This is a genomic window from Rubinisphaera italica (genome assembly GCF_007859715.1).
In the GTDB taxonomy this organism is placed as follows: domain Bacteria; phylum Planctomycetota; class Planctomycetia; order Planctomycetales; family Planctomycetaceae; genus Rubinisphaera; species Rubinisphaera italica.
Map to the genome: position 1 here is coordinate 6,461,611 of NZ_SJPG01000001.1, position 15,608 is coordinate 6,477,218.

A 15,608-nucleotide genomic window follows, 5' to 3' on the forward strand; every position below is an offset into this window, starting at 1 on the left:
ATTTGGATCGCCTGAATGATGACGCTGTACGTTGCACATCCACCCGATTACTCATTGCCATTTACCCCGCCAGCTTCGTGGGTGACGGCAGTTGAGAATGAGTTTGCTATCGTCTTCAAAGACTTTCTGGCGATGCGGCGAATGATCGAGTCGCTTACGCATCGAGTGCTACAGTTTCAGCCCACGCTTGTCCCGTTTTTTGCGACTGGCGGCATTCCGTACGTGCTTCCGATTATTCAATCACTGAAAGGCCCGGAAGCTGCTCCACTGATTGACCGGCCTCGTTTCCACCGCTTTCCCGGACTGTCATGGAATGGCAAGCATGATGGAGAAACATCTACCGAGTTCTTTGAGCGCGAGTTTGCGGCGCTCATCACGGCAGAACTCGAATACACGGACACGATTCGAATCTGGACGGTAGATGCTACTTTTACCGGCAACGCGATCAACCGGTTGCTCAAAGCGATATACGGTGCTTTCTCAAGACTCAAAGAGCAGCCGAAGCAGGCAGTGGTTTCGGTTGTTGGGATTATCGATGCGTCCCGAGCTCATAGAAACGATGAGGATGGCATACTGATTCTTCCGACAGAGTACGGCGACTTGAATGTTGCCGCACCTTCCGAGTTCCGGCCTGCAGTTGACCTCGTTGACGGACAACCGTGTCGATTCGAACGAAGCGAAGGGGACACGCTCTTTGATCTCGAAGTCACATACTGGAGTGCTCCCTCGATTCCGACCGAAGATCGGGCTGAGCTCATCGGCGCGCACTCGCAGAAAGACAAACTCGGTGTGTATTCCGAAAGCGTTAGAGGAAGGATAACGATTGAATTCGAGAACCAGATGTCGTCATCTGGTACGGGTGGCGACACAGTGGCGAGCAATATCCTTAATTGGCTCGCAAAGCCGGAGGAAAGTCCACCTTGGAGAGATTGGTTGCGAACGGCAGACGCGCCAGAAGTTGAGAATTACGAGGACTACAACGAGGCAAAGAGGCAAGGACAAACCGGCTTGAGCATTGCCGAGGCCATGTTTAGTTCGACCGACGACTTGGTGCGGGGGTATCTCGAAAAGGATGGTCTATTGAACGACGACGAGATTCAAAACCTTTGGGATCGTGCCCTTAACGAGTTTCAGGGCAACGGCGCGCAGCAGTCAGTCAGATGGCCGAACAATCTGCTTCGAAAAGTCAGTGCGTCGGTCAGACAGTATCCTGAGATCGCAGACCGTGCTTTTAAGTTGTTGCAGGTATGCTTTCTGGAATTTGCGGCTATTGAACCCGTGGACGAAGACTTCGAGACACGTCTTCAGTGGTGGAAGGACAAGATTCCCCGAGATCAAACCGGTTCAAGCTGACTAAGTCGCTCGCGGTAATGCTGAGCGCGGCGTTGGTTGCCGGTCAGTGACTCGTAGTCAACCAGCCGACGCAGACATAGTTCACTCTCCGGCATGATTTCCAGCGCCTCACGGGCGACTTGGGCCGCATCGTCATAACGATGCAGGAGCCACAATACCCATGTCTTCTTTTCAAGAACCGCTCCGTCCTGCGGGTTCGTATTCAGGATCGCATTGAGCACCTGAAGAGATCGTTCCAACTGCGTGCAGGCTCCCAGCACGACAGCAGCTTTCAACTGCATCGACCGAGTGACATGCTCCTGTTGAAGTGACAGCTCAACGTAGCGTTCTGCCTCTTCGTAGCGATGCAATCGAAGGAACAAGTCGGCGAGACTTGATTCTGCAGATCGCCGGGTCTCACTGGGTGTCTTCTCCAAGGCCAATAGCTTGTTAAATGCGTTAATTGCATCATCTGTGTAGCCGAGTTCGTCGCTGAGTCTGGCATAGAGCTCAAGGGCAGGCACCAAGCCCGTGCTACGAAGCGTTGCTTCTGCTGCAGCATTGCGAGCCTCTTCCTTCTGACCGTTAGCGATCAACTCGGCCGCGCGATCCAAATACCCCGTTCCTGTTGGCAATGGCTCCAGCTTTGGAACATGGACATCGGGAACGGTTGGCTTCAGCAATTCCAATCTCTCGCGAAGTACATCAGCGGTGGGGAGACGCTTTGAAAGGTCATCCTGCAACAAGTCCATCACCAGTTGATCGAGTTCCGTAGGAATCGCCGAATTCAACTGACGGGGCCGTGTAATTGGCGAAGAGGTCAGAAGCTCATGAATTCCAGATCGTGGCAACGATCCGGTGAAGACCTCATAGATCACTGCTCCGACAGAAAACAGATCGCTGATCGCCCCACGCTGATTTGCCCTCTGAATTTCCGGTGCCTGATACGCCCACGCTCCAGCATGACGGTCAGTGCGAATCAGGTTGTCCGTCAGACGGCGACTCGTCCCGAAATCCGTAATCTTCAACCGTCCAAGCTGCTCGTCCATCAACAGATTGTCAGGTTTGATGTCGCCATGCGCGATGTTGTGGCTGTGAAGAAACGCCAATGATTCGGCGAGTCCGTGAAACCATTCGATGATCTCTTCGAACGTCACTTTGCTCCATCGAATCTCGTCAGACATCAGTTGCGATAACGGCTCGCCGTTGACGTATTCCATTTCGACGACCCACATTTTCCCGACGCGCCCTTGCCAATTGACGCCAACAATCCCCGGATGTTTCGGCATGTCGAGCATGAACTGACCATCCGACATCAGCACTTCTTCGCCGCGATGCGGGTCCAGTGGAACCTTGACGGCAACCGGCACGCCTGAAGAATCCTTAAGTTTCTTTGCTCGCCAGACCTGACCAAATTGTCCAGTGCCAACGAGTGCCTCCAGTTCGTATGCAGAACCAAGTCGCTTTCCGGGATGAAGATAAGTCGTGTTCAAGTGAGCCTCCTGAATCTCAGAAAATGTAGTTGCTCACCTCGGCGGCCAAAGACTGCGTGAACAATGAAGACATTGGATTCGGTGGGTTTAGTGACGGGTGGACCACCGGGGACGGATAGCGGCTCATTGGGTTTGAGCCATGGTGCCTCAACTGATTTTCCGTCAGTAGACCAGAGGCAAAGCAACAAGACCTCTGGGACAGCGTCACATCCGTGCGCGGCTACGCAAAGATTCGTGAGCTTTTCAATGGCTGTCTCCCGTGAAAATCGTTCGAACTCCGCCAGCAGCGTTGGTTTGCGGGTCTCATATGAAAACCACGCTGAATCAACTCGGACCAGTTTTCGTTGCCATTGTTGGGCACGTGGTACGGGAAACTCTGAAACACCGACTTCACCGAATGATCGCCCCAGTGCCGCGAGCAGATTGACACCCAGTGTGTGAACCAAAGCATCTTCGTCCTTGGCTCCCCAGTCGGCGCACAACATGGGCACATCCCGGCGAACGACACCTTGGACATGTCCTTCGTCGTTGAGCATTCTTTCTATCTTGGATGTCAATGTTTCGCTCATGGGTTCCATTCGCTGAGCACATCTGGAGAATCGCCGCCGTGCATCAACGCCTTGACGCCGACACGCACCAAGAGCGGAGCAGGAATTGAACGACCACTCACCAACGCTTCGCCAGTCGATAAAGCTGGCAGTTCGTCGATGTCATGACTGCTCAGCATGTCGGACGCTTTGACGATGAACTTCTGGTCGTCCGGGTTCTTCAGTCGCATCACAATCAACGTGTTGCACTGACTGGTCACATCGGGGTCGAGACGGCTTGGACGCTGACTGATAATCCCAAAACCAACGCCGAACTTCCGCCCCTCGGAAGCAATGCGTTTGATGATGTTTCGTGAGAGGGATGGAGAACCTGCCGGGGCGAAATTGTGCCCTTCCTCGTAGACCAGAAATGTCGGACGAGTTTTATCTGACTTATCCAGCGCGGCATTGAGAATCTCAGCCGACATCAGCGCCACGATGATCTGCTTGGCCGAATCGCTCACTCCCTGAAGATCAACAATCACCAGTCGTCCGCCAGTATCACTCGGACGGCCAACGATACTCTTGATGTCCAGCGGTTGGTCCATGCCGGTCGAATAGAACGACTTGGAATCGTTGATGAGCCTTCGCAACCTAATGGCGACAACCGCCGCAGAACGTGCATTCAGGGCACTGGACTCAGCCGAACTGAGTTCGTCCCAGTTCTTCAGGTCATCGAGCCGATCTGTCAGCATCGAAAGCAATGAATCAGCGGCCCGTGGTGCCTGAGTCGTCTTTGTCCAATAGCGAAGAGCCGCATCAAGCACTCGTTGTTGTGGTTCCGTCAGTCCGGGCAGAACAGCACTGAATTCATCGAGATCAAAACGATCCAGAGCCAATGCCAGCTTGTGATTCTTTCCGGCGTACTTGGTATGAAACTCCGGCATGTCCGGCGTATAGGCAACAATTCCTCGGCCCTGCTTGGTGCAGAGCGTTTCGATGTTGTCCCGAATCTTCTTCAGATCACTGCGGTCTCGTTCATCTTCGACGGAGTTCTCTGCACCGCTGAACTGGACCTTTCCGGCCTTGAATGCGTTTCCGTACTCACCATGTGGGTCGAAGACGACAACCGTGGCATTGTGCAGCGCGACCATGCGTTCGATGATTCGCCCGACGGTGAACGACTTTCCGGCACCGGTCATTGCCAGCACAGCGAAGTGTTCTGTGGCGAGCTTGTTGACATCCAGAAAGATCGGAACGGTGTTGGCTCCACGTTCGTAGCCAACCAGATTGCCAAGATGAATACTGCAGGCCGGATCGAACCGGTAGAACTCACGCAGGAAGTCGTAATCGACGCCCAGCACTTCCGATCCCGGATCAAGAGGCCGCCGTGGAATGCGAGGCTGCCCGCTGGATGGATCGGTGTAGCCCACCAGTTCCAAGGTCGCCCGTACCGTTTCACCAGTCACTCGGGTTCCGGGTAGCAGTGTGATGTCTGCCAGCCCCTCACCGGCGGCTTCGCTGAACAGGATGTTCGACCGGGAGATGGAAACGATCCGGCCAAGCACTGGCAATGGATCGTCCGCGCGGCTTTCTTGGTGCATCACTCGAACAAACTCACCCCGCCGTGCAGAGTGACTGTCCTTGAGTGCGACCTGAAGCCTCATTGGGTCGCCGGTATTGCCAATCAGTTTTCCGATCACTCGGTTTGAATTCGTATCGCTCATATCAGACTCCATCTGGTTCCCAGCCCCGCAGCCACGCCTTATCGAGCTCGCCGCTTCGCAGGATTTCAAAAACGTCGCGTTGGTACTGTTCCAAAAAATGGTCGGCCTGCAATTGTTTGATGTCCTGCCGGGCCATCCACATGGGCAGCAGGATGGCATCTGGCTGATCGAATGGACTTGCCTCGATCAGTTTTTCGGCCAATCGGTCCAAACCATCGGTTGTCCATGCACGGCCACCCGCCACTTCCACCTGATGCGGTGGAGTCCGCAGACCAGACCGATAATGAAACGACGCAATGTCAATCTCTTTGTGGAGATGAACCGGTTCAGTTCGGTTGTCCATCTTCAGGCCGGAGTACGTGAACGCAGCCGTCCGCTGTTCGGGCCAGATGATCGATCCCATGATTCGCGAGGCCCCGGCATTATCCAATGGCTTACCCCGACCAATGGAGTCCAGAATGCTCTCAACAGCCAAGTTGTCGATGAGCGCGTCGGAGCGATTGTCAGCAATCGACCACAACGGCTCATCGACTCGTTTTACCTGTGGATACCCGACGACGACCAATCCGCCGGGTGTGGTCGGGTAGAGTTCATTCTGAATCGATTTCCAGAACGCATTTCCTTTCTTGGCAACCTGTTGAAATTCCGCCTGAACCTGCGGGTCGTCACTGTTGGCAAACTCTTTTGGCAACAGCAGCGTTCGGTCAATCACTAACAGGTCTGGCCTGTCCGATTCCTTCAGGATGCGGTCCAGCAAACGATAGATCATCGTGAACTGCTTCAGTCCGATCCGCTGACGAACGTCGCAATACGGCAGGATGTCGATCTCGCAAGTCGAGTCCGTTGTCCCATGTGCAACTTGTCCGTTGGTGATGGTCATGTCACGACGAACAGCGGCGACAAGATACAAGTATCCGCCGAAGGCTTCGGCACGTTTGCCAACCGCACTGATGGCGGACAGCCGCAAGGTCTCCTTTGGCTTTGGCGAAACACGACGGATCATTCCGCCGTCCTTCAGTTTCTCCGCGATGCCGCGACCGACACGCACGCTGTGAGCGACTGTGTTGGCCGTTCCCAATTGGGCCAGTTGCATTCGAGCAACCAGCGATTGGGCCAGTGTTTGCCCGTCGTCACTCATACGGCGTTCTCCTCGATCTCCAGTCGAAAGCTGCGAAAGCCAAGACTGTCGATCACTCTGGCAAGCTGCTCCCGCTGACCGATGGGCTGTGACAATTCAGCCGTCACGGTTGGGTGTTTCATGATTCTTTCGATCTTTGCAGTATCCGGTTCTACGCTCAGTCGGCGGTTGATGAACTGAGCCGCAGCTTCGACCTCGACATCCGCTGGCAAACCGGCTGCTGCCAATAGGTATGGAGCGTCTTCGGCGGCAAAGTCAGTGGGAACATCGACTGGTACTGCATTGCTGTTCGTTGCCTGAGGTGTCTTAACGCGACACCGGGCCTGCAGGCACTCAACGATTGCTGCCGTCAGCAACTTGGCATCGCGTGGGCGAGTCGATGGGCTGGCAACCAGCAGCTCAGCAGTGGACAGCCAAGCCTGACCAGCACCGGCAAACGGTTCGTGTGAAACCAGCCATGCGACCTTCGACTCGAAAAAGTAACCATGTCCCTGCCATGCCGGTGAAGGATCGATCCCCGCCGACGCACTGACGGCGTACGACTCGTCACCCAGCATCAAGGGACGATCTGGAGCGTTGACTTCTCGCGACGGCGGCAAGCCAGCAAATCCGCCATCCATCCAAGGTGGCATCACAAGCACTTGTCCGCCTTTATCCAGCTTTTCGATCAGCCATGTACGAGACAGCCCCGTCGCCCAAACAACCCATGGACGATCAACCGCCTTAGCATCGCCAACTTCAACTTTGACGGCTCGACGTAATCGGCTCAGCTTGGGATGCTCGGCATCCTCGGAGCGAATCAGAATGGTTGGTTGTGCTTTCGGCATTTCTATCTCACTTCTCCCGTTCGTCTGGGGAGATGGATTCCCAATCAGTCCTTCAACTTCAATGTAATGAGATTCTGGTCTTTGAGTTTTCCAAGTTTGGCCCAGTCGGTGGCTGGTGGGATTCCTTCCGTACCGAGATTCGTTTCATCAATGACCTTCAGAAAGAATCCAAACAGCTCCGCATCACCCATCTTTTCCGGCCCGGTGGTCCGCCATTCCTCGCGCAGCTTGTACGCGGCTTCAACCAGCTCTCTGAGAGTTCCTGCGGACTCCAATCGGTTGTGAGCATTGGTTGCATTCGTATCGAGCCGATTCATGGCGTACCGAAGAAGTCCCAATCCGGGATCGGTCGGCGTGCCTCGTTCGGACATCAATTCACCGGCATAGATGCTCTTCTGCTCCGAAAGTGGTTCCAGCTGTTCACGCAACCGCGCCGCCGAGTTCCCACCACCCTCTCGGAACTCTCGAATCAACTTTCGAGCCGACTTCAGCAGAACTGCCTGTCCCTCATCATCGAACGGACGGCCACCGGCATCCTGTTGCTTCACTTTGTCAGCATAGTCTTCCGACACGACATCCTGAAGAACTTCGAGTGATTCGGATGCTTCCTCAAGCAACGGTTCCATGGTTGCTTTGAGATGCCTCAGATGATTCCGAACATAAACCGAATCGCCGGATTGTTTATCGAGATCATCGCACTGCTGCTCATAGCCTTGGCATTCGGTCTCTAACTCGCTGACACTGGCTTTGAACTGCTTCCACTCAGCGATCCAGCCTTCACAGCCGGACTTCAATTCGGTCAGTCGCCGCGTGGCTTCATTCACACACTTCTCGGCCTGCTTCAAATTCCGTTTCACGAGGTGATAGATCAACGTCTCGTTAGCCAGTACGCCTTTAGTTGTGTGCTGAAGCTGTTGGTCACGTTGGGTCAGAATAAGTAGACCATCGGCTGGTGTCTGAAAAACGACAGCCGGGAGCCCTTCATCATCCAATGTTGTGGTGAACTGGCCCTTGGCGGCATTGATCTCACTATGCAGGTCATCGACTCGCTGTTCGATGGCCTTCACGAACGCACCAAGACCGTCCGCCCGGTCCCGGAACGGAACGTCTTTGTTCTTCAGATGGTCCTCAAGTTGACCAGCATTCTGAGCGAGCACGGCTCCTTTGGCACTTTGGTCCGTTGCCATCTGCCGCAGTTGGAAACTCAGATGCCCAGCCAGCGCGGCGAATGACTTTCGATGTTCATCAGTCGCAACCGGACCATCTGCCGGATCGGAAAGTTCTTTGCCCAGAGATTCAAAACAGGAGAGTTCCGTTGGTTGCGTCAGATTCCGAATCCCGACACGCATGTCAGCGCCGTCGGTGTTCAGCTCCTCCACAATTCCCGTGTAGCGACTGACGGCTTCCAGCAGGTTCTTCAGATCGTTGTCATACCATGACTGAGCCGTATCGACGGCGGACTCGATGTCGCCACGTGTCAGCACGCGAAACATGTTGTCCTGAGTGTCACGGGTCACCAGTCTGATCTTCTGCAGCCATTCCAACATTTGTTCCACGATGGCCCGTGGCTTGTCGCCTGAACCAAAGAAGCGACGTTCCAGAAAGTCCGCGCTGCGTGCTCCATCCTTCAGCAGACTGACAATGCGAGCCAGCGCCGGTGGCCACTGCGGCAATGGTGGGTCAGAATCATGGTCCACCAGTTCTGTCGTGGGTTTCTTGGCGGTCGGCTCATTGCTCTTCAACGCGACCTGAGCATTTCCAACGAACGACTCACCAAAGGTATCTCTCGCTTTTGTCAGATCGTTGGAAGCATCGGATGCCAAGAACAACCAGACTTCCGCCAACTCTCTGGCATAGGGTTTCCAGTTGTTCAATCGAAACAGCGGTCGAACGACAATGCCAGCGTCAACCAACTGCTGAAACCGATCCGCTAACGATTCCTTGATGCGTTCCGTCAGCCGATACAACAGACTCGTCGCCAGATTTGTCAGATCGCCGTGGGATTCTGACTTCAGAAACAGCAGCCGTTCATCCACTTCGGCCAATGGAAACGTGACGACACGATCACGAATTGCAATCCGGTTGGCGAGAAACTGTTCAATCAACTCACGCTGACTCGGATCATCGCCGCTGAGCAGTAACAGAATCGGCTGAACCGGTTGCGAGTCGGCACACAGTTTCAGCATGGCGTCCCGAACACTCGCTCCATGATGACCACAGACAATCCAGATTTTGTCATTTTGTGACAGCAACAATGGATCGGTTCGCTCCAACGTGACCGATGACACGACGACATCGTCATCCGCCGTGTCTTCCTTGATGGTCTGTGATTCATCCAGCAGGTTCAGGAAGCCGCGAGTAAATCGCCGCAACTTTTCTTCACTCGACAGTCCCGCGAAGTTTTCGTTGAGTTGTCGTTCAGCCTCTTCGTCGTCCAGCAGATGCGACTGCATGTCTTCGCGACGTAATCGCCGGTCGATTTGACGCAGTGCGGCAAACGATGGCCCGAAGTGAGTTGGTGCTTCGGCCAGATGGCTCAGAAACACCGGATAGAGGTATTGAGCCGCCGCCCCGGTCTGAGACATCCCGTGCAATGTTGTCAGATGCAGAACGAACTGGTCTTTGTCACGAGGCAAAACAGCACGGCCAGCATCGTCACACTGATAGGCTGACAGATCATGCAGCAGTCGGGCCAGATCGATCTTCATGTCTCCGGCGTGAACCTGAGCACCACCCCCGGAAACGACCTGCACACCGGGCTCGGCCTGTGCTGTCTCCAGCAAGTCCGACAAACTGGCTCTCAAGGGATAAAGTTCGGTGAACGCTGGTGTGGCGGCAGCATCCACAACCTTCATCTGTTTCAACGATGATCGTTCGGCTTCATCCAACCCGTCGATGGACATTGCCGTCTGACCGTACAACAGCTTTTGTGCCGTTGAATTTGTGTCGGAGCCGGGGATGCGTGCGAGTCCCTGATCGACGAACACTTCTTTGCCGCGCGGGTCCGCCACAGCAAATTGTCGCAACAGTGAGACGGGGTCGGTTTCACCATCAACAAACGGGCGATGCACGCTGTACATCACCACGTTCATCCAGCCCATGTTGCGGTCGGTCGCCAGATAGGCGGCTCGGATCAGAGCTTCGCTGTATTCAGGGATTCCGGGTTTGCTCTGTCGCAGGTGGTCGAGATACCCGCACAGGTCGGCAACCGTGTTCCGGCCGATGGGTACTGAATAATGACGCCGGGCCTGAGACGGAATCTTTTCAATTGTGCTGTAAACGGCGGGCGAGCAGAGCAACAGGAACCCGACATTTGGAAACCGCTGGCGTTCGATGTCACTCTTCAGAACTTCGGGGATCACGTCCAGATACGTGTCCTTGATTTCCTGATAGGCTTCCTGTCCCAGAACACCACCGGGCTTGTTACGGATTTCGGACGGGTCTTCGACTTCTTCCACGATCACCAGAAATCGATTCAGTCCGTGCTGCTTCATGACATCGACAATGCCATTCACAACCTCTTGTTCCCTCGCCCCTTGGGGAGAGGGTTGGGGTGAGGGGGCGATGTCTTTCAACTCCGGCAACTCCCGGATCGCCTTAGCCACTGGTTGTTTGAAGGTTTCCAGATGGTCCATCACCGTCTTGAGCTGTGGTGTGGCTCGCTCCTTTAATCCGATCAGCGCTGCCAGTGTCACACGAGGAATCCACTCGGTGAATGGCAACCGGCGACCGACTTCTTCGACCTTCTGTATCACCCACTTGTAAGACACCATCGCCGGAACGAGCCCATCCTCGAAGTCCGGCTTCACGATGGCTGGTAGCGCGGTCCCTGTGCGGTCGATCCATCCGGCCGATTCGCCCGTGACTTGAGACACCAGTTCGTCGGCTGTTCGAGTCTTACCACCACCCCACGTCGATGTCAGAGCACAGAACCAAGCACTGCTGCCATCGTTGGGCTGAAAGTTCTTCAGGGATGAATCCAGATGCCGATGCACTTGTTCCTGTCCGACCATCGGGGCACGAGGTGGATAGGACGACACACCGTATTCATTCCATGGATTCGTCACTGTTGTCTTCGTCACGGATTTGCTCATTGTGCGACAACCTCACTGGGGATGTCTGTGATCCTTGCGGCTGAAGTGGCCAGCCGATACGACCGCTGTCGCACAGCCTCGAATGCGATCATGTGCTCGTCATCTTTCATCAACTCAGTGCGGAAGTGATCGGTCAGCCGCCATGACCCTTCCGATTCCGTCGCGATTCCGGCGTCGGCCAGCCGATCCAAAGATCGCTGAAGCCAGTGGAGCGGTTTTCCGGGCACGAAGGGGATGTCCTCCGGGACAACTAATGGCGGAACGGGATAAAGACCGAGCTCTTCTCGCCAGAGTGATTCGATCACCGGCTCAGCCTTGCCAATGGTTCGATGCTGGCTGCGAATCCGACCGCCTCGAAGAATCAACGATTGCCATTCGTAGTCGCCAGTGCAGGCGTCAAGTGTGGCGATCAGCGCACCCCAAAATGGATGTCGCACGGCTTGTAGTGGGTTAGTCAACGGATCGACATCAGCCCAAGGGGCTGGAGCGGGAGCCACAGGTGGCGTATCCCATTCCAGCCAATTAAAGCCAACTGGGACGACGGGGCCTGACTGCAATACCGCAATGTCAAGGGGCTGTTCAACAACTTTGGAGAGTAGCGTGATCGCATCCGGTGCCTGCCAAACGGGTACATCCAGCGGGTGCATTGGAGGTTGTCCGGGAGCTAGTAAAGCATCCAACAATTCGATACCCAAGTGATCCAGCCGTTCGAGAGTGTCGGCGACCGACTCATCGTCAGCCAATGTCTTGATTGCCAGTAACACTGTATGAAGTAGGTATCGCCGGTATGTCGGCTCCGCACTTGTCATACGTCTTAGTGCGTGCCGAGAGTGACGAGTTGGGCCGAGTGCAAAAAGAGCATTGGTTCCGATGAGCACTTTCTCATCAGTCGGGCTATCTACAGCAAAGTGCGATTCCAAAAGGAATTCCCGAACTGCGGGAGTACAAGTCGCAATCCCGCCGGTCCCGATCCGGGGGAGAACAGCCTCAAGCGATCTAACATCGATCTGTTGATGTCCCCTTGTTTTCATTTGGGCACCTCCAAACCGAATTCCTCAGCCAATGCCGTACCGGCATGGATGGTATCAGTCTCGTCGAGGATACCTTGGACCAGTCTCTCGACATCCTCGATGGCTTGCTCAACCAAAGTGTCTGCTCGTCTGCGAAGAACAAAACTGCACCGGTAGTGCTCACCGATCTCGTGACGCAGCTCATCACAAGGCCAAGGAACAAGCACGTCATCCACAAATTCACCATCAACTCTCGGTCGGTCGCCGGTTGCAATTTCCGCAACTTGTGAAAGCGCCCACGGCTGTCTGAGACATAGCGCCGCGAAGTACGAGTCACTTGATGCAAACTGATACACGAGGAATTCAGGAGAGCCGCTGACAGCAGAACTCCCGTCGTTGATTGTCGTTTTGTTGAGATATGGCCGCATCCGCATGAAAAGCACCTGACTGGACTCAGCAATCACGACATCACCTCCGTCTTCGTCGGGCTCAGTCGTCCAATATCCATCGACGCCAGAGACATTCGCTGGGTCGAGGTGCTTTCGGGAGCTTGTTCTCTTGCCTTTCTCCCTTACTCGTGATCCACAAGTCCCGATCCGTCGTCCGACACCGCTAGTACTAACGAACTCAATAGCGTTCTTCCGCTTGGGGGCGAAAAACTGCGCACCATGAAACAGTCCGAGTTCACCGTTTCCAACGAATCCACTGAAGTAGTCACACTTGCCATCTTCGTTCGGCTTCAACGCCCGATGCATGGGGTTCGGAAAGAGTGTATCGAGTTGTTCAACCGCACGGCGTGCTTCGACCTCCGCTCTCGCATTGAGCAACTCTGCAGCTCTTACCTTGTGTCCAATCGCAGTTCGTAGCGATGGCGACGGGTCAGGAATCGGAAGCGTTGCAATGTTGTAGAGGTAGAGACTCTTTTGAACCGCTCCAGCTGCCTCGCGTTCGCAAGACGCCTTACCGACCGAGCTGGAAAAGTAGATGGCGAGGAAATGCGGGTCGTGCTGGGTACCGTCTATAACAACCTTTGCCAGATGTTGATTGGAGTTGCACGCACCAGCAGTTGCGGGCAGTATTCCGACGCGACCTATTGAAGCTGACATTGCCAACAGCAAGGTTCCGGGAGAGCAGGCCGATTTCTCAAGCAGACGATGAGAAGCACGGTCAATGTGGCGCGCACCAGCGAAATGTACAAAAGGGTTCTTCACCTCAGTGACGTTTAGGTACGGAATCGTGTCTTGTCCGCGTTCTACGAACCGGATTTGGTTTGTCAGTTCGTACGCGCCAAATGAGTATAACTCTGACGCAACGTCCTGCAGCCGCTTCCAGCCGAGAGGACCCTTCGCCCGTAGATGCCGTTCTGCCACCGTTAGGGTTGGATCGTAGTAGAGAGCATCGAAACGGTTTGCGCCGATCTCAACGTTCGGCACCCAGATCGGGTTTTGGTCCAGAGACAATTCCGTCATTGCTGCCCCTCTGAATCGTGACCGCTTTCGTAAGCAGCAATGATCTTGTTTAAGTCGTTTCTCGTCTCGCCCAGCTGGATTTCAACCTTTTTGCTGACGGTGAATCCGACCTCATTTGCCACAGCCATAAAAACGGCACTCTGCCGGTCAGCTGGAGAGCGTTTCTTCTCCAAGTGTAATACGCTTGTCTTCGCCCCAGCGCCGCTCAGACCGAACGTTTCTTGCGGCAAGCTGACAACTGACTTCAGAACAGCCTTCCCGCCGCTGAACTCGCCAGTGGACTCATCTTTCGTGCCGATGAGGTATTCACGCACGTAGCGATAGCTGCTGTTGCAGAGAATCCCGTCTGGTACGACGATCAACAGTTTGCCACCCGGCTTCAGCAGTTGAAGACAACGGTCAATCGCCAAGACTGCGGGGTCCATGCTGTTTACCGGCTTCCATACACCTTTCTTATCCGGCTTCGCCCCAAGGCATCGCTTGTTCGGATCGATGCTCATGACTCCGTCTTCAATTCCTTCACAGAAGGCATCGAGGATCGCAGCACCAGATTCGCCGCCAATCGGGTCGTCTTCACCGTGCTTGTCACCCTTCAGTTTCTTGCGAGTAATACCATCCTTCTTGAACGGCGGATTCGTCGCGATCACGTCGATCTTCCCAATCCACTCGTCGAGTTCGGGTGATGTCAGCGAGTCCGGTACACGTCCAATTGGCGCATGGATGCCACCATGGGCCGCCATATTGATCCGGGCTTTCATCACCATACCCGGTGCTCGGTCAGCACCGACAAAGCACGAGTTCAATACGTCATGAATGATCTTGTCGCGTCGTTTGGCATCCAGTGTGACCAGTGACTCGATGTAGCGCGTCGTCTTGTTCATCAGCTGCAAGAGGAAGCCACCGGAGCCGATGAATGGGTCGCAGAACCGGAAGGTTGGCCGGTCCTGATCGTCACGTTTAATCAGATCGTCGAGTCGTTTTTCACGCTTCAGATCAACGAACACCATCTCCGCAACAAACTTGGTGATCTGTTGAGGTGTCAGATACGCCCCCATGCCACCACGACCGACATACTTACGACGCAGCACGACCTCTAAGGCGCGGCCAGTCACGTCACCAATCTGACGCAACGTGACACCGTTGGTTTTGTCATCCCGTGGTGACATCAACACCGACAACGCCATGGCATACGTGTCGGGTTTTTCCAGTCGCAGGTAAGCCCGGTCTTCGAAGATACGCAGCTTCTTGCCGTCAATTGTGGTGTTGAATTCCTTCAAGTCACGGCAGTGCTCAAAGGCCACGCGAGCATCTTCCACCGCCTGCTCCCGATCCTTTTCTTTCTTCGATTGAAACCGAGCCGGATCAAGAATGTCGGCCAGCTCTTTGCCGGTCTTTGGGATCGGCAGTGATTTGCCTTGGCCCTGATAATGGTTCAGGACGGCGACAAGGTAGATCAGCTTGCACAATTCATCGATGGCTTCGTTCGATGACGAAACGTGCTCACCGGCACCATAGATGTGTTCATGAATCTGGTTAAACCGATCCATCATCATCGTGTAGGTGTCCAGCTCCTTGGCCATCTCGCCACCAACACGAGGACCAACCGCCTTGGATGCCTCTTCAGCGTTGGGCACTTCAGGAATCGCCCGGTCGCCGTCTTCGGTCAGATGAAACGTGGATGAGCTTTCGCCGTTGGTGACATGCACATACGGCACCGCCGCATCATCCACCGCCGACAACCCGGTCAGCACCGCCACCTGACCTTGGTGTTCGTCAATCGACACATCCGGCGCAACGGCACACAAAAGCAGCTCCGGCCTGCCATTGCTCTGGAACAGCCATCCCTTCCCATCCGGGAATTCATGCTCTGTCCCACCGCTGTAACCCTTCTCAGCCAGACGCTCCCGCGCCGCAGCCAATACCGTGTCAGCGGTTGCTTCGGTTTTCTTTTTCTTGGCGGCTTTCTTCTTTGCCACAGTCATCTCCGTTGG

Annotated in this window: 10 protein-coding genes; 1 reads left to right on the plus strand and 9 read right to left on the minus strand. The window is 54.8% G+C overall.

Annotation, left to right across the window (positions count from 1 at the left end):
* Positions 1–15 precede the first annotated feature (15 nt).
* On the plus strand, positions 16–1,353 hold the full coding sequence (locus tag Pan54_RS24760; RefSeq protein ID WP_146506111.1) for a hypothetical protein: 1,338 nt from the start codon (positions 16–18) through the stop codon (positions 1,351–1,353).
* Here the strand turns inward: Pan54_RS24760 and Pan54_RS24765 are convergent.
* From Pan54_RS24765 to Pan54_RS24805, 9 genes are read right to left on the minus strand one after another with little or no spacing between them, the layout of a single operon-like run.
* The gene (locus Pan54_RS24765; protein WP_165441970.1) at positions 1,335–2,825 is read right to left on the minus strand and encodes a protein kinase domain-containing protein; all 1,491 of its coding nucleotides are present in this window, start codon (positions 2,823–2,825) and stop codon (positions 1,335–1,337) included. The genes Pan54_RS24760 and Pan54_RS24765 overlap by 19 nt on opposite strands.
* Positions 2,822–3,361 carry a hypothetical protein gene (locus Pan54_RS24770; RefSeq protein ID WP_146506113.1) on the minus strand — a complete coding sequence of 180 codons (540 nt, stop codon included), beginning with the start codon at positions 3,359–3,361 and terminating at the stop codon, positions 2,822–2,824. Before Pan54_RS24770 ends, Pan54_RS24765 begins: the two co-directional genes overlap by 4 nt.
* A 29-nt stretch (positions 3,362–3,390) precedes the next feature.
* Positions 3,391–5,079 (minus strand): helicase HerA domain-containing protein, encoded by a 1,689-nt coding sequence (locus tag Pan54_RS24775; RefSeq protein WP_146506114.1) that lies wholly within the window; start codon positions 5,077–5,079, stop codon positions 3,391–3,393.
* Between the two features lies 1 nt (position 5,080).
* The gene (locus tag Pan54_RS24780) at positions 5,081–6,217 is read right to left on the minus strand and encodes a hypothetical protein (RefSeq protein ID WP_146506115.1); all 1,137 of its coding nucleotides are present in this window, start codon (positions 6,215–6,217) and stop codon (positions 5,081–5,083) included.
* The gene (locus Pan54_RS24785) at positions 6,214–7,044 is read right to left on the minus strand and encodes a hypothetical protein (RefSeq protein WP_146506116.1); all 831 of its coding nucleotides are present in this window, start codon (positions 7,042–7,044) and stop codon (positions 6,214–6,216) included. Before Pan54_RS24785 ends, Pan54_RS24780 begins: the two co-directional genes overlap by 4 nt.
* A gap of 44 nt (positions 7,045–7,088) precedes the next feature.
* Positions 7,089–11,126: a hypothetical protein gene (locus tag Pan54_RS24790; RefSeq protein WP_146506117.1), complete on the minus strand. Its 4,038-nt coding sequence runs from the start codon at positions 11,124–11,126 to the stop codon at positions 7,089–7,091.
* Positions 11,127–11,134: 8 nt separating this feature from the next.
* Positions 11,135–12,169, minus strand: a complete 1,035-nt coding sequence (locus tag Pan54_RS24795; RefSeq protein WP_146506118.1) for a hypothetical protein — start codon at positions 12,167–12,169, stop codon at positions 11,135–11,137.
* A complete protein-coding gene (locus Pan54_RS24800) occupies positions 12,166–13,617 on the minus strand; it encodes a hypothetical protein (protein WP_146506119.1) in 1,452 nt (483 codons plus the stop codon). Before Pan54_RS24800 ends, Pan54_RS24795 begins: the two co-directional genes overlap by 4 nt.
* Positions 13,614–15,593 (minus strand): HsdM family class I SAM-dependent methyltransferase, encoded by a 1,980-nt coding sequence (locus tag Pan54_RS24805; protein ID WP_165441971.1) that lies wholly within the window; start codon positions 15,591–15,593, stop codon positions 13,614–13,616. The genes Pan54_RS24800 and Pan54_RS24805 overlap by 4 nt, the downstream gene beginning before the upstream one ends.
* Between the last annotated feature and the right edge of the window lie 15 nt (positions 15,594–15,608).

Excerpts from the sequence above, each read along its gene's own strand:
- Pan54_RS24760 (WP_146506111.1), top strand. The coding sequence starts at position 16 with ATGATGACGCTGTACGTTGCACATCCACCCGATTACTCATTGCCATTT.
- Pan54_RS24770 (WP_146506113.1), bottom strand. The coding sequence starts at position 3,361 with ATGCTCAACGACGAAGGACATGTCCAAGGTGTCGTTCGCCGGGATGTG.
- Pan54_RS24775 (WP_146506114.1), bottom strand. The coding sequence starts at position 5,079 with ATGAGCGATACGAATTCAAACCGAGTGATCGGAAAACTGATTGGCAAT.
- Pan54_RS24780 (WP_146506115.1), bottom strand. The coding sequence starts at position 6,217 with ATGAGTGACGACGGGCAAACACTGGCCCAATCGCTGGTTGCTCGAATG.
- Pan54_RS24785 (WP_146506116.1), bottom strand. The coding sequence starts at position 7,044 with ATGCCGAAAGCACAACCAACCATTCTGATTCGCTCCGAGGATGCCGAG.
- Pan54_RS24795 (WP_146506118.1), bottom strand. The coding sequence starts at position 12,169 with ATGAAAACAAGGGGACATCAACAGATCGATGTTAGATCGCTTGAGGCT.
- Pan54_RS24800 (WP_146506119.1), bottom strand. The coding sequence starts at position 13,617 with ATGACGGAATTGTCTCTGGACCAAAACCCGATCTGGGTGCCGAACGTT.